The sequence below is a fragment of the Scytonema sp. PCC 10023 genome (assembly GCF_963920835.1).
GTDB lineage: Bacteria > Cyanobacteriota > Cyanobacteriia > Cyanobacteriales > Nostocaceae > Kalymmatonema.
Map to the genome: position 1 here is coordinate 30,386 of NZ_CAWUDP010000009.1, position 21,357 is coordinate 51,742.

Annotated in this window: 15 protein-coding genes and 1 pseudogene; 9 read left to right on the forward strand and 7 right to left on the reverse strand. The window is 44.0% G+C overall.

From position 1 onward, the window contains the following. Positions 1-42 precede the first annotated feature (42 nt). Complete coding sequence (locus tag ACM0OZ_RS07700) at positions 43-264, reverse strand: DUF4327 family protein (RefSeq protein WP_041035697.1); 222 nt, start codon at positions 262-264, stop codon at positions 43-45. A gap of 1,059 nt (positions 265-1,323) precedes the next feature. Then, positions 1,324-1,890, reverse strand: a complete 567-nt coding sequence (locus ACM0OZ_RS07705) for a type IV pilin-like G/H family protein (RefSeq protein ID WP_414582199.1) — start codon at positions 1,888-1,890, stop codon at positions 1,324-1,326. Between the two features lie 1,165 nt (positions 1,891-3,055). On the opposite strand from ACM0OZ_RS07705, the gene trxB reads away from it, so the two are divergent. Then, positions 3,056-4,429 carry a thioredoxin-disulfide reductase gene (gene trxB, locus ACM0OZ_RS07710; RefSeq protein ID WP_414582200.1) on the forward strand — a complete coding sequence of 458 codons (1,374 nt, stop codon included), beginning with the start codon at positions 3,056-3,058 and terminating at the stop codon, positions 4,427-4,429. Between the two features lie 386 nt (positions 4,430-4,815). On the opposite strand, the gene ACM0OZ_RS07715 is transcribed toward trxB, so the two are convergent. Then, positions 4,816-5,001: a hypothetical protein gene (locus ACM0OZ_RS07715; RefSeq protein WP_332989504.1), complete on the reverse strand. Its 186-nt coding sequence runs from the start codon at positions 4,999-5,001 to the stop codon at positions 4,816-4,818. A 436-nt stretch (positions 5,002-5,437) separates the two neighbouring features. Between ACM0OZ_RS07715 and ACM0OZ_RS07720 the strand changes: the two genes are divergently transcribed. From ACM0OZ_RS07720 to ACM0OZ_RS07735, 4 genes are all read left to right on the forward strand, one after another. After that, the gene (locus ACM0OZ_RS07720) at positions 5,438-6,328 is read left to right on the forward strand and encodes an ABC transporter permease (RefSeq protein WP_414582201.1); all 891 of its coding nucleotides are present in this window, start codon (positions 5,438-5,440) and stop codon (positions 6,326-6,328) included. A gap of 134 nt (positions 6,329-6,462) precedes the next feature. Then, entirely contained in the window at positions 6,463-6,666 is a 204-nt protein-coding gene (locus tag ACM0OZ_RS07725; RefSeq protein WP_414582202.1) for a hypothetical protein, read from the forward strand. Positions 6,667-6,912: 246 nt separating this feature from the next. Then, on the forward strand, positions 6,913-7,806 hold the full coding sequence (locus ACM0OZ_RS07730) for an ROK family protein (RefSeq protein WP_414582203.1): 894 nt from the start codon (positions 6,913-6,915) through the stop codon (positions 7,804-7,806). Between the two features lie 449 nt (positions 7,807-8,255). Next, on the forward strand, positions 8,256-9,095 hold the full coding sequence (locus ACM0OZ_RS07735; RefSeq protein ID WP_414582205.1) for an alpha/beta fold hydrolase: 840 nt from the start codon (positions 8,256-8,258) through the stop codon (positions 9,093-9,095). 106 nt (positions 9,096-9,201) lie between these two features. Here ACM0OZ_RS07735 and ACM0OZ_RS07740 read toward each other — a convergent pair whose 3' ends face one another. Then, positions 9,202-9,354, reverse strand: a complete 153-nt coding sequence (locus tag ACM0OZ_RS07740) for a hypothetical protein (protein ID WP_414582206.1) — start codon at positions 9,352-9,354, stop codon at positions 9,202-9,204. 88 nt (positions 9,355-9,442) lie between these two features. Between ACM0OZ_RS07740 and ACM0OZ_RS07745 the strand changes: the two are divergent. Further along, positions 9,443-10,621: pseudogene (locus ACM0OZ_RS07745) on the forward strand (RNA-guided endonuclease InsQ/TnpB family protein). 122 nt (positions 10,622-10,743) lie between these two features. Here the strand turns inward: ACM0OZ_RS07745 and ACM0OZ_RS07750 are convergent. From ACM0OZ_RS07750 to ACM0OZ_RS07760, 3 genes are all read right to left on the reverse strand, one after another. After that, on the reverse strand, positions 10,744-12,024 hold the full coding sequence (locus tag ACM0OZ_RS07750; protein ID WP_414582208.1) for an acyltransferase family protein: 1,281 nt from the start codon (positions 12,022-12,024) through the stop codon (positions 10,744-10,746). 31 nt (positions 12,025-12,055) lie between these two features. After that, the gene (locus ACM0OZ_RS07755) at positions 12,056-12,478 is read right to left on the reverse strand and encodes a hypothetical protein (protein WP_414582209.1); all 423 of its coding nucleotides are present in this window, start codon (positions 12,476-12,478) and stop codon (positions 12,056-12,058) included. Between the two features lie 119 nt (positions 12,479-12,597). Continuing rightward, the gene (locus ACM0OZ_RS07760) at positions 12,598-14,235 is read right to left on the reverse strand and encodes a CTP synthase (RefSeq protein ID WP_414582211.1); all 1,638 of its coding nucleotides are present in this window, start codon (positions 14,233-14,235) and stop codon (positions 12,598-12,600) included. A gap of 181 nt (positions 14,236-14,416) precedes the next feature. On the opposite strand from ACM0OZ_RS07760, the gene ACM0OZ_RS07765 reads away from it, so the two are divergent. The 3 genes from ACM0OZ_RS07765 (at position 14,417) to ACM0OZ_RS07775 (ending at position 21,237) form a co-directional block, all read left to right on the forward strand. Beyond that, a complete protein-coding gene (locus ACM0OZ_RS07765) occupies positions 14,417-16,222 on the forward strand; it encodes an N-acetylmuramoyl-L-alanine amidase (protein ID WP_414582213.1) in 1,806 nt (601 codons plus the stop codon). Between the two features lie 630 nt (positions 16,223-16,852). Continuing rightward, entirely contained in the window at positions 16,853-18,703 is a 1,851-nt protein-coding gene (locus ACM0OZ_RS07770) for an FG-GAP-like repeat-containing protein (RefSeq protein ID WP_414582215.1), read from the forward strand. 572 nt (positions 18,704-19,275) lie between these two features. After that, positions 19,276-21,237, forward strand: a complete 1,962-nt coding sequence (locus ACM0OZ_RS07775; protein WP_414582217.1) for an FG-GAP-like repeat-containing protein — start codon at positions 19,276-19,278, stop codon at positions 21,235-21,237. Positions 21,238-21,357: the final 120 nt, after the last annotated feature.

Below are 21,357 nucleotides of genomic sequence, written 5' to 3' on the forward strand. Positions count from 1 at the left end.
TATTGCCACTTCAGCTGTCAGCTGTAACCTGTTTGCTACTGCCTATTCTTCATCCCAAGCTTCCACAGCTAGCAATTCGCTGACTGGATCTTGCATGCTAAACCCAAAGTCTAGCAGTTCTTGCTTCCAGTGTTGCCAGTCGTTTCCGAACAGCAAAGCGATTTTCCAAATGCTATCCGTGGGCTTGATAATATTAGAATCTACGAGTGAACTCACATTACGCTGCAACTTCACCATTGGGTGAATTACTTGCTGCTTACTCATAACCTCGATTAAATTCAGATTTGGTTTAGTAAATGCTTGATCAAAACTGCTTTCCGTTCCGGAATTTTTGACGACGCGTAGAGCCTTTTTCTTTGGCAAAGCAAGTCTTAACTTTTTAACTATATCATAACTTACTCAATTGGGTGATCATTAAATTCGGTTTTGTACGGTAATCCCCACAAAGCCAGGTAAGTTTCGCCCGTACAAGCCATTATTCTAAACTGATCTCAAACAAGTCTTGTCCTGTCTTTTGCACAAATAACACTTTTGAGCGATATATGCAAAACGTTATTTGTTTTTCCACCATAATGTATGCAAGTTTTAACAAATTTATATGACCGGAGCCTTTTTGAAGATTTTTGCCCAAAGGCAAACTGTGCAGTGAGATTGACTTATACACACTCTATTAAATGTTATATAGAATATCGCAAACATCTAATATTAGATAGAGAAAATATAAAAATTTATAAAAATTTAATTATTTAGTTAGAAACAAAATTATGAGAAAATACGGTCCTTAAGGAGGAAGGCAAAATTTTTATACGTAGTTGATGTTTAGGAAGCGGTATAAATTCATCTGTCGCGAAATTGTGAACAACAAGATTCCCGACTTCTTGAAGAAGTCGGGAATCTGAACCAATGGATTTATGGGCGAAGCGCAGACACTTTCACACAAAGAAGCGGTATAAATTCATCTGTCGCGAAATTGACCCGAAGATACAAAGTTTTATGCTGTCTACTGCAATTGGCTAGTGCATGACGGATAATTGAAATTTCAGTTGATTTTATTTACTTTATTTTTATTCCAAAAAAGTTTAAAAAGAAGTCATTAGCTTGGTTAAGGTTGCACTTGTTTAGCTCTGTTCGTAGTAAGCACGAAGAGTGCTTCTGAGCGCTGAAGCGCTCACTACAAACTACTTTTCCAACAGGCTCAAAGTGGATAGAATACTCTACCCACTTTGGCAAGATGTCTAACTTAGCTGAAAAAAATTACTATTTTAATTCAATGTTTGTCTAAAGTTGATTAGTCGTTTATTGCTCGCCTACTCACTCATTTCTTTACCTCGCTGTGTTGCCAATATATCTAGCTGGGCAGGTCAAGTTTGTCAAGTTTCTTGTAGAAGGAGTGACAGTTGTTGTACCATCATCCCCACCGTTTGCTTCAGATTTTTCAGCTTCACACAACACGGCTAGGGTTGTTGCTTCGTTTGTCGCACTTGCCTGTATCAGTGCAACAACACCAATATAAGCCTTAAGGGGAGCTTGATCTTGTAATGGTTGTGCTTGATTGGTGACGTTGGTAACACCACTACCACCACCTGTGATATTGTACCTGTAATTTTCAGTTTGTGTTGCGATACCAAGACCTAACTCACTGAGGCTACTTGCAAAGCTGTTATTTTCCAAGTAATAAGTTTGCTGCGCCCGGTTCATGGAACCTATATAGGTTTTACCTTCAGTCTGCTTGGCTTTATTCGCTTGATTGAGAAAAGATGGCAAAGCAATAGCAGAAAGAATACCAATAATAATAATGACTACTAACAGTTCAATAAGTGTGAAACCCTGCTCTTCCTGCTTTTTCTGAAGAATATATCGCATAAATTTAGCTTTTAGTTGAGTTTTCATGCGTATTTTCTAGGAGGTGGTGATGAGTTAAAAAGTTCTAAGTGTAACGTACCCACTTCACTTTGTTTTCATATCACCTTAGTAAAAAATTTTCTTGTTAATAAGATAAGGGCATGGAACTGTAACCTAAAAGCTATTCAAGCCTTATCAAAGGTCGTCAATTTTGAGCAGATATAGCGAAAAGATACTAGAATAGTCCTGATAGTACGGGTTAACAACCGTGCCGGAGCGAGGATAAACCTTCCAGCATAGACTGACGTTTGATAAACGTGCCACAGGCGAAGTGCAGGCGACCTAGACAGAGGGTCGTTAGTAGCGCCTCATAAGCGAAGTTTTTTGATAACTTCGACACATATAGCGGTCAGTTAGACCGTTCTCGCGTCTGTGGACTGGTTGATGCCGACATCTCCAGGATGAAACAGGAAGTATTAGCGTTGCCCAAGTTCAGTTGAATAGTTTTGATTAGCATTGACTAAACTTGAGCAGGATTTATGTAACGGCTGATAAGTTGTTGTGCCTTTATGGCAGTTTTCAAATGGCTGCAATACAGGTTGTTTGTAGGGGCTGAGAAATGCCCATGCGTGTCAACAACCACGTTTAAACCTTTATTCCACGTTGGCTTTACCCCACCCCCAACCCCTCCCCAAGGCATCGGGGAGGGGAGGTTTTGGCGCTCTTACAAACCGGGGTGGGGTCAAATCAACGTCGGCTAAAGGTCTGAATGTTAAATTGACACTAATGGGCTAGACGAAAGCCCCTACCGTGTGTATGTATTTTATGCAAGTGAGAATGGCAATATAGTGGTTCGGGAGTTGAGTGCAATACATCAAGAAATAAAAACCACAGATGGACACAGATGGACACAGATGGACACGAGATTTATCTGTACTGCATCCAAACGAGAAGCGTCATAGTCAGACTTACCGAAAATTTCCCATTTCTATCTCAAAAGTGCATAAGTTGATTTTGCTTACACTTAAATTAAAGAAGGAAGGAAACTAAACAAGATAATACACATAATCATATTTTTGTCAATATTTGAAACAGAGAATAAATTTTCTGGCAGATTGGCACCGAAATGCAATGACTCTGCCCTCCCCCTTCCCAAGCTCGGAAATAATTTGTTATATTAAGTCGTAGTCGTTATGAGTTTATATAAAGTATCATGACCAACGCGACAGTAGAAAACGTAGTGATTATAGGTTCTGGTCCAGCAGGGTACACGGCTGCTATCTACGCAGGACGAGCTAACCTCAAACCGGTTGTCTTTGAGGGTTTCCAAGCCGGGGGCTTACCAGGTGGTCAGCTGATGACAACGACTGAAGTGGAGAACTTTCCTGGGTTTCCCGAAGGAATTACCGGACCAGAACTGATGGATTTGATGAAGGCTCAAGCGGAACGCTGGGGAGCTGAGTTATATACAGAAGATGTTATTGAAGTTGATTTGACTCAGCGTCCTTTTACAGTTCGCTCTGAGGAACGGGAATTTAAAACTAATAGCGTTATCATCGCCACGGGTGCGACAGCAAAGCGCTTGGGTTTAGACAGTGAACATCAATTCTGGAGCCGAGGAATTTCTGCTTGTGCTATTTGCGACGGTGCTACGCCTATTTTCCACGGCGCGGAATTAGCTGTGGTGGGTGGCGGCGACTCGGCGGCGGAAGAAGCAATTTACCTGACCAAATACGGTTCTAAAGTGAATTTGCTGGTACGCTCTGAGAAGATGCGGGCTTCTAAAGCGATGCAAGACCGCGTTTTGAGTAACCCCAAAATCACAGTTCACTGGAACACAGAACCTCTGGATGTGTTTGGGAACGACAACCACATGGAAGGGATAAAAATCCGCAATACCAAAACTGGCGAAGAGAGCAAACTGCACGTTAAGGGGTTATTCTACGCCATTGGTCACAATCCCAATACATCTTTATTCAAGGGACAACTGGAACTGGATGAGGTGGGTTATGTTGTCACCAAGCCTGGTTCTCCAGAAACAAGCTTAGAAGGTGTTTTTGCCGCAGGCGACGTACAAGATCATGAGTACCGTCAAGCAATTACCGCTGCAGGTAGTGGTTGTGCGGCGGCGATGTTAGCAGAACGTTGGTTGTCTTCCACAGGTTTGATTCAGGAATTCCATCAAAAACCGGAAACTCCAGATAATGAACTAGAACACCCAGCCGAGAAGAAAACCGAGGAACAGCAAGCTGCGGAATTTGATTTGAGTACAACCCGCCATCACGGGGGTTATGCTTTGCGGAAGCTGTTCCATGATAGCGATCGCCTGATTATCGTCAAATACGTCTCTCCTGGCTGCGGTCCTTGCCATACCCTCAAGCCAATATTAAATAAAGTGGTGGATGAATTTGACGGCAAAATCCACTTTGTCGAAATTGACATCGATAAAGACCGCGACATCGCTGAAAATGCCGGTGTCACAGGAACACCCACAGTTCAGTTCTTCAAGGATAAGGATCTGTTGAAGGAACTCAAAGGCGTCAAGCAAAAGAGCGAGTATCGCCAATTGATTGAAAGCAATTTGTAAGTCTTTGCCGAAGAAGCTGCACTTGAGTCTAGAGGAGGACACTTTGCTTGCGTTCCCAAGTAACCTCAGCATGCAAGTGTCCTCGCTCATCGCTCAAGTTCCTAGCTCTTGGAGTTCTGACTACTTTACCTTGTCCATAGATGACTTTTGCAACAAGTCTATTCAAATGGACTGCAAAATTTGACCGAGTTTTATGCGTCGTAAGGAGTTTTGCTGTTAACCAGAGATTTTAATTTCTGGCTATTGCGGGCTAGTGCAAGATGTCATTTGTGTTGCACTGCGTTCATGCACCCTATGTTCTCTGCCAATACTCGCGCTCGTCGCAAAGCGTCCCGTGAGGGATACGCTCTTTACCCTATCAGCCTGAACGTCAGCAAATGACAAGCTTAACACCCATTGCCTTCTACCATCTCGAAAACGACTTCATGTTTACTATTGGGCTTTTGCTCACGCAATAACTGAAGGTATCCTTCTGCATCAATGCGACTCCGGTGGCGGCTGACGACTACCTTTTGTGAAGAGGACAGTGAATGAACAACTGCCCAGGGTTTGAGGCGCTCTTGATAAGCCATAATGAAATTATCTCCTTTGATAATTAGGAGCCAAAGCCAGCGCTGTCACTTTCCAGGGTTAGGTGCTGGCTTCTGACTACTTTAAATGATATTATTGCCCTGTTAAATATTGTTACAAATATTTATAAGTCTTTTTAACTAAAGCCAAGAATTTAAACCAAGGTAGTAAGGGCAAGGATGCTACTAGGTTCTCCGAAAGAAGCAGGAAATCTAAATCTTGAGGTTTAGAAGCCGTCGGTGTACCACAAAGTGGCGATCGCCGGGAGATGTCACTTATTTATAATGCAACACGTAAACATTGTAGCCGTTATCGGCTTTATGTCTTTGCGCGATGGTGCAAGAGCACCCGCATAATTGCGATCGCACGAAACTACCTGATAGGTAAAATGGTCATCTGTAGTTACGACCTTGCAACTCCTGACGCCTCGGTGTATTTATGACCATCACAAAAAGTCCCCCGATTCGATTTTTACGGTTTGCTAAAAACCCCACCCTTTCCCAACGACTGATGTTGATTGGGTTAACCATAACTTTGTTTTTCATCTTCCTGGCTTTATGCGCCCCCTTACTCCAGGCTTTCGGTTGGCTGCAAAACCCCCTAGATTCCTTGACTAACCCCATTCAAGAACCACCCTCACTCCAACATTGGTTTGGTACCAGTCGCGAAGGCTATGATGTATTTTCGCGGACACTATTTGGTGCTCAAGCTGCCTTGCAAGTGGTTTTATTAGCTACAGCGCTGAGTATGTTTATTGGTGTGCCTTTGGGCATGGTAAGTGGCTACCTAGGCGGTAGATTAGATAAAGCATTACTATTTGTTATGGATAGTATCTACACCCTACCAGGGTTGCTGCTTTCGGTAACGCTGGCATTTATAGTAGGACGTGGAATATTAAACGCCGCTCTTGCCATCAGCATTGCTTATGTTCCGCAATATTACCGTGTTGTCCGCAACCACACTGTGAGCGTTAAAACAGAAGTGTTCATCGAAGCAGCACAAGCAATGGGTGCTAACACTTGGCAAGTTCTTTCTCGGTACTTATTTTTCAATGTGATTCAAAGCGTACCCGTCCTTTTTACCCTCAACGCCGCTGATGCGATTTTGATTCTGGGGAGTTTGGGTTTTTTGGGCTTAGGGCTTCCAAGAGAAACGCCAGAATGGGGACGCGATTTACAACAAGCTTTGCAAGCACTACCTGTTGGTGTTTGGTGGACTGCCTTTTTCCCCGGATTAGGTATGACAATCATGGTTGTGGGGCTATCGCTACTCGGTGAGGGGTTAAATGAATTTATTAATCCCCGTTTACGCAAAGACATCCGGAAATAGTCAAGAGTTATTTGTTAATAATCATTAGTCATTGAGCCTATTTTCATTTGTCTAACGACAAATGAGAAACAATAACATAACCTAATTCAGTTTGCTACTCTAATATCTGTTGTACTTATCATTGAGAGATCTGTGTGAAAGATAATATTTCTTTAATTGCTGCCGCTGCTGGTGGCTTTATGCTTTCCGTTGCCCTGACTGGCATCTTAAGAGGTTCCCCAGTAGCATCTTTACAGGGTCAGCCTAGTTTTCATCCCCTGACTGTCGCTGCTTTACGAGCAGCACCAAATGACTCCGAGAATGTAGAATTTTTTGGTAGCGAAACTGGTAAAAAATGAAGTAGCAAATTTGCCAGCGTCTCTCTGCGTCCAATGGTATGTCCATCTGCGGTTTCCAATTCGCCCTAAACGGGATTTTTGCCAGAAATCTACTCATCTATAGCGCTTCTCGTTTGGATGAAGTCATTATTTATCTGTGTTCCATGAGTGTTCCATGAGTGGTTCTCCTAACTTGATATATTGCACTCAACACCAGAACCGCTATATTGCCTGCCAAATTTGTGCCTTTTTGTGAGGGGTTTGAAAGTGGGGAATTCTCAAGTAATTGGTATTGACTTGGGTGGAACAGCAATTAAGCTGGGGCGTTTTACCGCAGATGGCACTTGTTTACAATCCTTAACTGTGGCTACGCCGCAACCAGCGACACCAGAGGCGGTTGTGGCAAAAATGGTAGATGCGATCGCCCAAATTGACCTCGATAGAAATTGCATTGCCATTGGTGTTGGTACTCCCGGACCTGCGGACGCTCAAGGACGCATTGCCAAAATTGCCATTAACTTGCCAGGATGGTACGATGTCCCTTTAGCCGATGCTTTAGAAGCAAAAACAGGCAAACCTACGATTGTCGGTAACGATGCCAACTGTGCAGGGCTAGGGGAAGCTTGGCTGGGAGCAGGTCGCCGCTTTCAGAATCTGATTCTGCTGACTTTAGGAACTGGTGTCGGTGGCGCAATTATCCTAGATGGCGAACTGTTTACTGGTCCTCTAGGCGCAGCCGGTGAGCTGGGATTGATTACCCTCAAGCCAGATGGTCCAAGGTGTAATAGTGGCAATCAAGGCTCTTTGGAACAGTATGTATCAGTCACCGCAATTCGTCGCCGTACAGGCAAGGAACCAGCAGAACTCGGCGTTCTGGCAAAAGCCGGAGATGCTCAAGCGTTGACATTTTGGCAAGAATATGGTAAGGATTTGGGAATTGGATTGACCAGTTTGATTTACGTGCTGACGCCGCAAGCAGTTGTGATTGGTGGCGGCGTGAGTGGCAGTGCTGAGTTTTTTATACCATTTGTTAAAGCAGAAATTGAGCAGAGAGTTCTGCCTACTTCACGTCTTGGTTTACAAATATTGCCAGCAGAATTGGGTAACTTTGCGGGGATAGCAGGTGCCGCGAAGTTAGCTTTTTCAAAAGTAGGGGCTTAGGCGTTATCAATTGAACGTGATTGTGAATTACCAGAGCAGGAGATGAAGTGTGGGGTGTGGGGTGTGGTGAAAGAGGGAAATACCCATATCCTAAAAGGTATAAAGCCCCTGCTTTTACAGCGATTTTCGGCTAAATAGACCACATTGTAGAGACGCGCCATGGCGCGTCTCTACAGGAATTGAAATTTTGCTGCTGTAAGTATGGAAAAAGAAAAAGATGTGTTTCGAGACCAAAATGCTGAGAAACGCTAAGCCTCTTTGGGGCGGGTGTGGGGTGCGGGGTATGGGGTGTAGTGAGGAGGAAAAGAAGTTTGGCTAGGTTTGTCCAATTTTGTCGAGACGGGATGAAACGGCAAGTGCCAGATCCAAAAAACTTCTTCGGAACTAATAATATTGTTGAAAACAACTGCAAGTCACTCCACGTCAACCAAAAATGCTGACCGATGCCTATGATGCTTGTACAGACACCACAAGACCGATATGTCCAAGTTGGTCAAATCAATACACGTTACTGGACTTCAGGGGACAAGGGAACAACAGTTATCTTGCTCCACGGCATCGGCAGTAGTGTAGAGACTTGGGCGTACAATATTAGCGTTTTAGCACAACACCATCGTGTCTACGCTGTTGATTTAGTAGGCGCTGGTCGCTCCGAGAAGCCACCAGTAACCTATTCGCTCACCTACCTAGCCCAGTTCGTCAAAGATTTCATGGATGCCCTCAGTATCGAGTGCGCCAGCCTGATTGGAAATTCGCTGGGAGGCGGCGTTGCCTTGCAATTCGCACTGGATTTTCCACAAAAACTAGAGAAGTTGATCCTAGTGAACAGCTTGGGGTTAGGTAAAGAAATCACACTTACGCTTCGGTTAGCAACATTACCATTTGTTGGCAGATTATTCAAACCCACTCGCAGCGGTACAGCTTTGGCGTTGAAGCAGTCTGTGTATGACTCAACGCTTATTTCCAATGAGTGGGTTGAACTGTTTTACCAAATTGCGACTCTTCCTGGGGCATGGGAAGCAGTTGTAGGACTCATTAAAACAAACATCGACCTGTTTGGTGTTCGGACTGAAATTTATAATACGATTGTCGATAGATTGCCTACCATCACTGCGCCGACACTTGTGTTTTGGGGGCGACAGGATCGCGTACTGCCAGTTGCTCACGCTGCTGTTGCAACCTTAGGTTTGCCGAATGCCCGTCAACATATCTTCGACCCGTGTGGTCATTGGTCACAAGTTGAACATTCAGAGGAGTTTAATACTTTGGTTTTGGAGTTCTTAGCTTAATCCAAAAGAAGCCCCACATCTTACCCCGTTCGCGCAGCGTGCCGAAGGCATAGGGGAAGTGTGGGATGAATTTTGGGGTAATCAGGTTACGACCCCCGACCTATGTTTACCGTCGGTAGACAAAGGAAGTGGGGTCACTGACCTGATTACCTGTCTCTGGGATTTTTAACGAGTCAATAAGGTCTTCAATAACGTGAGTCATTGTCGTATCTTTGATTGCGGCGTATAACCGTAACTTATTCAATCTGCGTTCACTCATTCGCATCTTAAACCATTGTGTCTTCATTTATGTACCTACAATTTACCTACATTGGTTACACTAGTAGATAACAAGGAGGTGATTAAAAGTGTTGAAGGCAGTTAAGGTCAGACTATACCCAACAACTGAACAAGAAATAGCTCTAGCCAAATCATTTGGTTGTGCTAGATGGTATTGGAATTATGCCCTACAGCATTGCATTCAGCACTATCAAGAAACTGGAAAATCTCTGAGATTAAGTGTCTACAAAGCTTACTTACCCCAACTAAAACTAGATCATCCTTGGTTAAAAGAAGATTGTTATTCTGCCGTTTTGCAATGCGTAGCAATCAACTTGAATAAGGCTTACACTAATTTTTTTGAGGGTCGCGCTAAGTTTCCTAGATTTAAATCAAAGCATCATAAGCAATCAATTCAATACCCACAAAACGTTAAGATTGTGGGTGATTGTTTGGAGATTCCCAAAATTGGTGTTGTCAAAGCAGTTTTTCATAGACCAATCTTCGGGAAAGTTAAGACAGTTACTATCAGTAAAACACCTACAGATAAGTACTTTGCGTCTGTACTATGTGAAGTTGATGGTGATGTAAATCAATCAAGTGGCAATAAGGTACTAGGCATTGACCTTGGAATCAAAGACTTCGCTATTGTTCATGATGGCGAACAAGTTACCAAGCACTCAAATCCGAAACACTTGAAACGTCATGAGAAGAATCTAGCTCGCAAGCAGAAAAAGTTCGCTCGTAAGGTTAAAGGAAGTAATTCAAGAAACAAATACAGAAAACTAGTAGCTCTTGTTCACGAACGAGTGTCAAATTCCCGCTACTGACTTCCTACACAAACTAAGCAGGAAACTGGTAGACGAAAGCCAAGTCATCATTGTAGAAAATCTCAATGTGTTTTGGGAATGGTACTCAACCGCAAGCTATCAAAGGCAATATCCGATGTAGGGTGGGGAATGTTTGTTAACTTCCTGGACTACAAGTTAAAGCGTAAAGAAGGACAACTTGTGGAAATCGGAAGATTCTTCCCCAGTTCCAAAACCTGTTCATGTTGCGGTCACATTATTGATGAGTTAACACTCGATATCCGTGAATGGGATTGTCCCGAATGCAAGACTCACCATGACCGTGATGGTAATGCAGCACTGAATATAAGGAATGAAGGAATTCGGATATTATCTATGGACGGAGGGAACCCCGTTCTTGCCGTGCCGAGGCGGAGTAAGACCACCTATCCGCTCATGAAAAGGGGCATCTGTCAATGAAGCCGGAAGCCTACACCGACCCGCAAGGGCGGTGTAGGTAGTTCACCTAATTAGACGTTGCAGTAGCTTGTAATAACTAGAACTTAAAGCTTCAAGCGGCAAAAAGTTACGCGTCCTGACCTCTAATATCTGGATACAGGAACTGGTTGCGCTAGTTCCTGGTGGGAACAAATTGGCTTGAGTCCGAACAGAAATCTCGCCAGATTGTTTCGCCTGATGAATAACTCATAGAGGGCAACGGTTACGATTAGAGAGGTGGTGCTAATCACCCAAAATTTCTCCATCACGCCTGCATTCCAACGCACGACATAGAAACCAATTGCCACGAGGACTGTTTGGTGAAGCAGGTAGAATGGATATTGTGCAGCGCTTGCGTATTGCAGTAGCTTGCTATTGAAATTCAAGTACCTTCGACCTAACCCTACAAGGGTAACGATCCAGAACCAGGAGTCAACCCCCCGCAGTAATTGGTATAAAATGTATACCAGAGAGTAACCTCGCTCTGGCAGGCTATCAGTCTCCCACAAGCCAAAAAGAACTAACATACAGGCACATGCCAATACCAGAGCGATACTCTTATGCCTGTCTATAGCCTGCCCAAATCTTACGTCAGAACTTAGGAAGTAGCCGTAGATAAAGTACAAAAGGTATAAACAGAAGTTTGCCCAGTCGTCATAGAGGTTTTGGAAACCTGGCCATCTGGGTCGCAACGCTGCTTCAATGACAGCCAAGGGTAGAGCCAGCAGCAAAATTGCTCCAGGTTTTTCCATAGTAACTGAGAGCTTTGAGAGTAAATGCGCTCCTGCTCCTTTCAAATGTAGAAAGAGCGGTAGGGCAATCAATGAAAAGACGAAAAGATAGATCACAAACCACAGGTGTGACCACTCAAAATTCCCCTGAGGACGAATGCCATTGAAGAATTGGGGATAGAATTCCAGGTATGAGTCATGGTAGTTTGGATGACTCCGAAGGCGGTAGTAAACCTGAGGCGGAACAAGGATTAGAGTGCCAAACAAGAAAGGGATGAACAGCCGTTTGAATCGCTCCTGCACATACTCAAGGGTTGACCGAAATGACAGTGCAAACCAAGTGCCAGATCCTGACAACAGAAAAAAGAGCGGCATATGCCACTGATGGACGAATACGATGAAGCAACTCATCGCATGACTCAACTGGTCGTTCTTGATGTAAAACTCGCCAAGTTCACCAGCATAAAAGATGGCTGCGGTATGGAAATAAAGTAGGAGCAGCACTGCCAAAACCCTAAGCCAATCTAATTCGTAGCGTCGAGCGGGTTGACTTTTCGCTTTGGCTTGACACTCAACTTGTTCCATAAAACCGATAATTTGGGATAGTGCTTCAAGCAGCGATTGCGCAAAGCGCAGTGCCTTCGGCAATCGCACGGAGTACCCGCAATCATACAATATTCTTGACTTATAAAAGATACCCAGTTGTGTTCTGAATGTATTGCAAAACTTTTTGATAAGAATCTGGATTACTCACAGGGTTGATAACGATGGGAAGAGTACTATTTGGCAACCAAAAAGTTATCCTGCCGTTGGTTGGTTCATGACAAAAAGAACTAATGCTGTCGAGGTTAATAATATATTCATTCCTTTCGTAAAGAATTTTTACCCAATAAGATTTCTCAAACCCTAACCCCGTAACATGCTGTATATAATCCAGAATTTTTTGATAGTCTTCTAAGTTATTTTGGGAATTAACCACTATAGGGATAGCACAATCTGGCAACCAAAATGTAACCCTACCATTCCGTTCATGACAAAAAGCCGTAACCCGTTCAAAATTGACTACATATTCATTTCTCTCATAGTGAATTTTCACCCAGTAGGCCACAAAAATCCCTCAATTCACAAGTTTCACAGCAGCAAATTTCAGCGCTACACCCGTAAAAGATTTTGAGTTGTGTCATGAGTCTTTGGTACTTAAACCAAAGACTCATAACTGATGATTAATTAAGAGACTTGTGCTGGTGTTTGTGCAACAGAGGAAGGATTAGAACGAGCGATCGCAGCTTGGATGAAACCCTTAAATAGAGGATGAGGGATGCTGGGACTTGATTGAAATTCTGGGTGAAATTGGCAGGAAATAAAGAAGGGGTGGTTGGGAAATTCAATAATTTCCACTAAGCGTCCGTCAGGAGAAGTCCCACTAATCACATAACCAGAATCTACAAATATATTGCGGTAAGCGTTGTTGAACTCATAGCGATGTCGATGGCGTTCATAAACCACTTCTTCCTCATAGAGTTTGAAAGCCAATGTATTGGGAAGCAAGCGACAAGGATATAAACCTAAACGCATTGTTCCGCCCAAATCAACTATATCCTGCTGTTCTGGCAACAGGTTAATAACTGGATTTTCGGTATGGGGGTCAAATTCCGCGCTATTAGCATCTGTTAATCCAGCTATGTTCCTTGCCCATTCAATCACTGAACATTGCATTCCCAAACACAAACCTAAAAATGGGATTTGGCAATTTCGCGCGTATTTAATTGCGGCAATTTTGCCATCGACTCCCCGGACGCCAAAACCTCCTGGGACAACGATACCATCCACACCTTCAAGATAAGTTTCAACTCCTTCGGTTTCCAATTTTTCTGAATTTACCCAACGTAGGTGTAGTTCGCAACTCATAGCAATTGCTGCATGGCGCAGTGCTTCTACGACTGAAAGATAGGCATCGGACAAACGCACATACTTACCCACAATCGCAATTTCCAATCGATGAGTGGGACTGTACAATTTTTCCACCAAAGTTTGCCACTGCGCTAAATTTGGTTGACGTTGTTCCATGTTCAGCAACTCTAGCGTTTGCTGCGCCAGTCCTTCTCGTTCCAAAATCAGCGGGACTTCATAAATACTTTTAGCATCTTGCGATAAAATAACGCATTCTACAGGAACATCACAGAATTCCGATAATTTTTGTTTTATCCCTGTTGCTAGGGGACGTTCGCATCGACAAATTAAGATATCTGGTTGAATGCCAATCGATCTGAGTTCTTTGACTGAGTGTTGCGTTGGCTTAGTTTTCATCTCACCCGCTGAAGCAATCCACGGAACTAGTGTTACGTGCATATACAGCACATTTTGCCGCCCTACATCCTTACGGAATTGGCGAATTGCTTCCAAAAACGGCAGCGATTCAATATCTCCTACTGTACCGCCTATTTCTGTAATGACAACATCTGGATTAGTATCTTTAGCAACTCTGATAATCCGCTCTTTTATTTCATTTGTAATGTGCGGAATCACCTGTACTGTGCCGCCATTATAATCGCCACGTCGCTCTTTATTAATTACGGCTTGGTAAATTGAACCAGTCGTCACGCTGTTTAAACGCGACATGGAGGTATCCGTAAAGCGTTCGTAATGCCCCAAGTCCAAGTCTGTCTCAGCACCATCCTGAGTCACGAAGACTTCGCCATGCTGAAAGGGACTCATCGTTCCTGGATCAACATTAATATAGGGATCGAGTTTGAGAATTGACACAGAATAATCTCTTGACTTGAGCAATCGCCCCAGGCTTGCTGCTACAATTCCCTTACCAATACTAGAAACAACTCCGCCAGTAACAAATACAAACTTAGTCATATTATTTTTAACTTTGTGCAACTTCTAAAAATACACCCGTCATTGTGCCACAGTAATTGTTATTGGGTAATGACGGATGTAGGTTGTTAGTTGTCAATAAGTGTTAGTTGTTGTAATAACTACTAACTACTTACGACTTCCCCACTCCCGACTTTTTTGTAAATTATTCTTCTATTTTGACGTGAGACCACTTTTAGGATTAGTAATATTAAGCTTTATAATCACACCCTCGCTAGTTTTGGCTCAAGAGCAATCCCTCAAAGTTGTTTATCCTCGGGCAAATTCCCAGACAAGTGCAAAGAAAATTTTCTTTATTGGCACAGCACCATCAAGTGGAGAGGTTCTCATCAATGGTAAGCCAGTAAAGCGCAGCAAGTCTGGTCATTTTGCCCCGAGTTTTCCCTTGCAGGTGGGAGAAAACGTCTTTACTGTCCGCTACCAAAATCAAGAACTTCAGATTAAGGTGACAAGAGTTTCCACTCAACCGGAAGTACCACAGGGGTTAGCCTTTGCCAAAGATTCTCTCACACCAGCAGTGGACATTGCTAAACTTCCGGGGGAACCGATCTGTTTTAGGGCGATCGCCCCAGCGAATGCGGCTGTTTCCGTAAAGCTGGGAAATCAAACTGTTTCCCTAGCACGCCAGCCACAACAAGCACAACTCCCGGCAAATTCTGCCGCTTTAACAGGGCAAAATCAACCCTCTGCTGAGTCTAGCGCAAGCAATTATCAGGGGTGTACAACAGTCGAAACATCTGCCAATTTGGGACAACCCCAGTTTCAACTGACGCTCGATGGCAAAACGATAACTCAACCAGGAACTGGAAAAATTACCATCCTCTCACCTGCACAGTTGGAAGTTGTGGAGGTGACAGCAGATTCTGGTGTTGCTCGCACTGGTCCTACTACAGATTATTCTAGACTCACGCCTCTACCTAAAGGCACACGTGCAGCAGTCACAGGACGAGAAGGTGAGTGGTTGCGTTTGGACTATGGCGCTTGGATCAATAGTAAGGAAACTCGTACTTTGCCAGGAGCAATTCCCCCACACACGATTATCCGCAGTGTTGGATATCGGAAACTCCCGGGTGTGACGGAAATGGTTTTCCCGGTGCAAGTTCCGGTTCCTGTGAGTGTGCAGCAGAATGACCAGACTTTTACTCTCACCCTTTATAATACCACTGCCCAAACAGATATTATTCGCTTAGATGACAACGCTCTGATTTCTCGCCTAGATTGGCAACAACTCCCCGCCGCTACAGCAGGGGGACAGGGAGGAGTGCAATACACTTTTCACCTGAAAAAGGCTCAACAGTGGGGGTATAAGCTGAGATACGACGGAACGAGTCTGATTTTGGGTTTACGTGACTCACCCTTGAACTCGTCTGCAAGCAAGCGGGAAACAACGGGGTTATTCAAAAGACAAAAGCCGTTATCTGGTCTCAAAATTTTACTCGACCCAGGGCATGGGGGTAAAGAATCTGGTGCATCCGGACCAACAGGATATTTAGAAAAAGATGTCAATCTCGTGGTTTCTAAGTTGGTACGCGATGAGTTGGTGAGGCGAGGGGCGACAGTGGTGATGACACGGGAGAATGATACGGAAGTGTCGCTTCCTGATCGCGTCACAAGAATTGATCAAGAAGAACCAGCGATCGCCATTTCTATACATTACAACTCCCTACCCGATGAAGGTGATGCCGAAAACACCAAAGGAGTGGGAACGTTTTGGTATCATCCCCAAGCTCACAGCTTAGCAGTCTTTATGCACAACTATATAGTTAGCAAATTAGGACGACCATCCTACGGCGTATTTTGGGATAACTTAGCGCTTACACGTCCAGCAAGTGCGCCGTCAGTATTGCTGGAGTTGGGTTTTATGAGCAATCCAAATGAATTTGAGTGGGTGACAAATCCTCAAGAACAGAAGAAATTGGCAAGAGTCATAGCTGATGGAATTGTTGAGTGGTTCCGTAGTGTCCGCTGATTCGTAAGCTCAATAATTGCAACATTTTGAAACCCAGTTTCTTCCACAAACCAAGTTTTTTAACAGTTACCAGTTATCAGTTATCAGTTATCAGTTATCAAAAATCAGTTATCAGTTATCAGTTACCAGTTATCAAGATGTCCCAAGTCAATCTTCTCACTGGTCACTGTTCACTGGTCACTGTTCATTGGTCACTGGTCACTGTTCATTGGTCACTGTTCACTGTTCACTGTTCACTGTTCACTGTTTTAAATACTTCAGACTTTTGCTTTCTTTTCATACAAAGCATACTTTGCATCTTAAATTTTATAAGTCATAATATGAAAATTTTATAAAGTTATTATTTTAATTATAATTTTGTTACATTTTTTCGGCAAAATAACACAAGGTGCACAAAGTAGTCATTTTTAACACTATACTCGCTTTTGTGTTGTTCCTCTTGCGCGTAATTGCCAATACACTATTGCATCTCAGGACAGCCTAATTGCTGCGAGTATTCTTTTCTACAAGATTCTTGCCAAGTATAATTTCTTTCTTAGTAGCATCTACACCATAAGTGTTCTCTACAGCTAGCTGTGCAGTTCATCTCCAATCTTTCCTAAAACACTTTTTCCAAACAAAGGATAAGCCATGGTGCAGACTCTAACCGTTTCTGAAACAACTAACTACACAATTGGTGCTAGTCCCAAAGCTATTGCCCCCAATTTAAGTATTACTGACCCTAATAATGGCAACCTAAATGGTGCATCGGTCATCATCACTTCTAACTTCAACCCTAGTGAAGACCGCCTCGCTATTGCCGGACAAACTGGTACTAGTGGCACTATCGAAAATCTTAACTGGAACTACAACACGACAACAGGAGTTTTGTCCTTCACTGGTACGGCTACTAACGATGTTTACCAGAATGTGCTGCGCCAAGTCACTTACAACAATACCAATAACACCCCCTTAGCAGCAGCGCGTGGCATTGCATTCGCCCTAGGTAGTAACCTTGCAAATCCAGAAAACAACCACTTCTACGAGTTTGTCCCGGCTCAAGGTATTAGTTGGGGGGATGCTCAGCAGGTGGCTGGAACACGTAACTATTTTGGACTCCAAGGTTACCTAGCAACCATCACCTCTGGTACAGAACAAAACTTCATCCAAGGCAAAGTCCAAGGAAACGGATGGTTAGGAGGTAGTGATGCGACGACTGAAGGAGACTGGCGTTGGCTCACAGGACCAGAGGCTGGAACTGCCTTTTGGAGTGGAAATGCAACTGGTAGTGCTGTTAACAATCAGTACAACAACTGGTTATCTACTGAGCCGAACAACCTTGACAACCAGGAAGACTACGTCCACGTCATTGGCAACCCGAACCTTGGTCAAGGCGCACAAGGTAAATGGAACGACCTTGCCAATGTTGTGCAACCTGGAGACTTTGTGCCTCAAGGTTACCTTGTAGAGTACGGTGGCTTACAAGGCGACCCGACTTTACAAATTACTGGCAATGTCACGGTGACCTTGAATGCTACCTTGAATGCTGCAAGTAATGCTTCTAAGTTTGATTTTACTGGCGACGGCAGACCAGATATCCTTTGGCGCAACTATAGCACTGATGAAACTGCCGTCTGGGAGATGAACGGTACTACTTTGCAGCAGTCGATCCTGTTACCTCGAACCCAAGATACTCGTTGGGAAATCGAAGGTCAGGGAGACTTTACAGGTGATGGCAAACCAGAAATCCTCTGGCGCAACTACTCCACTGCTGAAACTGCCATCTGGCAATTGAATGGTACTACCTTACAACAATCAACCTTGCTGACCGCAGTCCCAGATACTGCTTGGAGAATCGAAGGGGTGTCAGACTTTACGGGTGATGGTAAAGCCGACATTCTCTGGCGCAACAATCGTAGTGGTGAGAATGGTATCTGGCAGATGAACGGTACTACCTTAGAACAATCAACTTTGCTGCCCACACTCGAGGATACTGCTTGGCAAATCAAAGGTCTAGCAGACTTTACAGGTGATGGCAAAGACGAAATTCTTTGGCGCAATAACCGTACTGGTGAGAATGCTATTTGGCAGTTGAACGGTACGACTCTACAACAGTCGATCTCGCTCACTCCACTTGCAGTAGATACTGGCTGGGATGTTGCGGGTGAAGCAGACTTTACAGGTGATGGCAAAACAGATATCCTCTGGCGGAACAATCGTACTGGTGATAATGCTGTCTGGCAGATGAATGGTACCACCTTTCAACAATCTATTTCGCTCACCCCAGTTCCTGATACTCGTTGGCAAATCAAAGGGCTAGGAGACTTTACAGGTGATGGTAAAGTTGACATCCTCTGGCGCAACGGCAGTGGCAATGGTACTGACGAGACTGCTATTTGGCGGCTGAATGGTACGAATTTAGAAGAGTCTATTCTACTCCCCAAAACTGGTAGTACTGCCTGGGAAGTCAACTTCCCGTCCTCGTTCGCGGTAGCAACGTAAGTTGCATAAGAGAAAACTATGGTGGGTTACGGCGCAATGCAAGTCCTGTATGTAAAACCTCAACACTCGTGCGCCGTCAGCCCCCCTACATAATGGATAATTTATTTTTTGGTACTCCCTAAGTAAAACTAGATTTACCCAACTGGTGGGTTTTTTCTTTTTTCACTCATTCTTAAGACAGATTTTTTGATAAATAATTTTGTGTTGACAAATTAGTCATTTTTGAGACAATACAGTTCGGATAAGGTGTTTTCTGCTTGTACAACTTACATAAAGGTGTTTCAAACAGCGCGTTCCTACGTGTATGAATTTTTTACATATAAAGCTTAATTGAACAATATTGATTTTTGACACTTGACCCCATAGTATCCCGTGTCCATGCCACGTAATTCTTGATACGTCATCTGATCCTAAGATAGAGTGTTTTGCCGACTGTAAGTGTTACTTTATACGATAGTTGAGACAAACAGAAATGCTTTTGTAGTAGTCTCTACAACATACGTGTTCCGGGTAACTCGGTAGTTCATCTCAAATTTTTCGTAAAACACTTTCTTCTGACACAAGGATGAACCGTGGCACAAGATCTTTCTGACCTTAATAATCAGGTTGCAACTAACTCTGCCTTAACCTCTACAAATTCTTCCCCTAACACTGATTCCTCCACACTCAATAGTCGCGTTGGTCAAGCTGCTAACGGTGCTACGCCAAGCCTGAATGTTTCTGGGACAACCAACTACGTGCCGAACGCTGAACCTCTAGAGGTTGCCTCGAATTTGAGTATTTCTGACTCTGATGGAGGCACCCTAAATGGTGCATCAGCGCTAATTTCCTCTAACTTCAACGCGAGTGAAGACCGTCTTGCTATTGATGGACAGAGTGGTACCAGTGGCAGTATCGATGGTTTGAACTGGAACTACGACACGACAACAGGAGTTCTGAGAATCACTGGTACAGCTTCCAACGAGGCTTACCAGGATGTGCTGCGTCAAGTTACCTACACTAATACGAGTGGCACTCCTTCAGGGGGAACACGTGGTATTCAATTTGCTCTAGGTACGAATTTGGCAAATCCAGGAAACAACCACTTCTATGAGGTTATCCCTAGTATAGGTCTTGCCTGGTCGCAAGCAGCTAGGGATGCAGCCAATCGTAACTACTTCGGACTCAAAGGTTACTTAGCAACTATCACTTCTGCTGAAGAACAAAACTTTGTCCAAAACGCAGCTAAAGGAAGAGGCTGGATAGGAGCGAGCAATATTAATGGTGAAGGGAACTGGCAATGGGTCACAGGACCAGAAGCTGGAACCCAATTTTGGAATGGATTTGAAGATGGTACCCCTGTAGAAGGTCAGTACAATAACTGGTTATCTGGCGAGCCAAAAGATAAAAACAACCTAGAAGAGCACGCCCATGTGATTGGCAACCCCGTCTATGGTGCTGCTGCACAAGGTAAATGGAATGACCTTGACCCTAATGTAGAAGATGGAAACTATAAGCCTATCGGGTACATAATAGAGTACGGTGGTGTACAAACCGACCCGAGTGTACAACTGGTAGGCAATGTCACGGTTGCTTTGAATGCTCAGGCAAATAGTTCTAGATCTGATTTCAGTGGCGACGGCAAACCGGATATTTTATTGCGGAATGCTAGCACTGATGAGACTGCTCTATGGCAGATGAATGGTACCACCAGAGAACAAGTCATCTCGTATCCTAAAACTAACGATACCAATTGGGAAATTGCAGGTCAGGCAGATTTTACAGGCGATAACAGACTAGACGTTCTCTGGCGGAACTATAAGACTGGCGAGAATGGTCTTTGGCAGATGAATGGTACTAGCTTTGCACTTGGACAGGAAAGCTTAATTCTGCCTACAGTTTTGGAGCCTGATTGGAAAATTGAAGGGGTGTCGGACTTTACAGGCGACGCCAGACCAGATATCCTCTGGCGCAACTATAGCACTGGTGAGAATGGTATCTGGCAGATGAACGGTAGTACCCTACAACAGTCAACTTTGCTGACGCGAGTCGAGGATACTGCTTGGGAAATCAAAAATGTAGCAGATTTTACAGGTGACGGCAATGACGAAATTCTCTGGCGGAACAACACTACTGGTGAGAATGCCATTTGGTTGTTGAACGGTACGACTCTACAAGAGTCCATCCCGCTCAGTCCAATTGCGGATACTGCTTGGGATGTTGCGGGTGTGGCAGACTTTACAGGCGATGACAAAGTAGGCATCCTCTGGCGGAACAATAGTACTGGCAAGAATCTTATTTGGCAGATGAATGGTACCACTGTTGAACAATTTGTTGACCTTACACCAATTGCGGATACTGATTGGAAAATTGAAGGTCTAGCAGATTTTACAGATGATGGTGTAGTTGATATTTTGTGGCGCAACAGTGGTACTGATGAGAGTTCTATTTGGCAGATGAATGGGACTACCCCAGGAGAGTCTATCTCACTGCCCGCAACTGGGAGTCCAGGTTGGGACATCAGTTTCCCGTCTTACTTCCCAGCAGGAGGCTAGTACCGCTGCGCGGAAGTCAAAAGTCAAAAGTCAAAAGTCAAAAGTCAAAAGTCAAAAGTCAAAAGGCTGATTCTGTGGGCTTTTCGCGCTATGAGTGAATGGTAGCTTTATTTCCGCCGT

What these genes read in the sequence shown, in the direction of transcription:
- ACM0OZ_RS07700 (WP_041035697.1), bottom strand. Translation starts at nt 264, where the DNA reads ATGAGTAAGCAGCAAGTAATTCACCCAATGGTGAAGTTGCAGCGTAAT.
- ACM0OZ_RS07705 (WP_414582199.1), bottom strand. Translation starts at nt 1,890, where the DNA reads ATGAAAACTCAACTAAAAGCTAAATTTATGCGATATATTCTTCAGAAA.
- trxB (WP_414582200.1), top strand. Translation starts at nt 3,056, where the DNA reads ATGACCAACGCGACAGTAGAAAACGTAGTGATTATAGGTTCTGGTCCA.
- ACM0OZ_RS07715 (WP_332989504.1), bottom strand. Translation starts at nt 5,001, where the DNA reads ATGGCTTATCAAGAGCGCCTCAAACCCTGGGCAGTTGTTCATTCACTG.
- ACM0OZ_RS07720 (WP_414582201.1), top strand. Translation starts at nt 5,438, where the DNA reads ATGACCATCACAAAAAGTCCCCCGATTCGATTTTTACGGTTTGCTAAA.
- ACM0OZ_RS07735 (WP_414582205.1), top strand. Translation starts at nt 8,256, where the DNA reads ATGATGCTTGTACAGACACCACAAGACCGATATGTCCAAGTTGGTCAA.
- ACM0OZ_RS07740 (WP_414582206.1), bottom strand. Translation starts at nt 9,354, where the DNA reads ATGAGTGAACGCAGATTGAATAAGTTACGGTTATACGCCGCAATCAAA.
- ACM0OZ_RS07760 (WP_414582211.1), bottom strand. Translation starts at nt 14,235, where the DNA reads ATGACTAAGTTTGTATTTGTTACTGGCGGAGTTGTTTCTAGTATTGGT.
- ACM0OZ_RS07770 (WP_414582215.1), top strand. Translation starts at nt 16,853, where the DNA reads ATGGTGCAGACTCTAACCGTTTCTGAAACAACTAACTACACAATTGGT.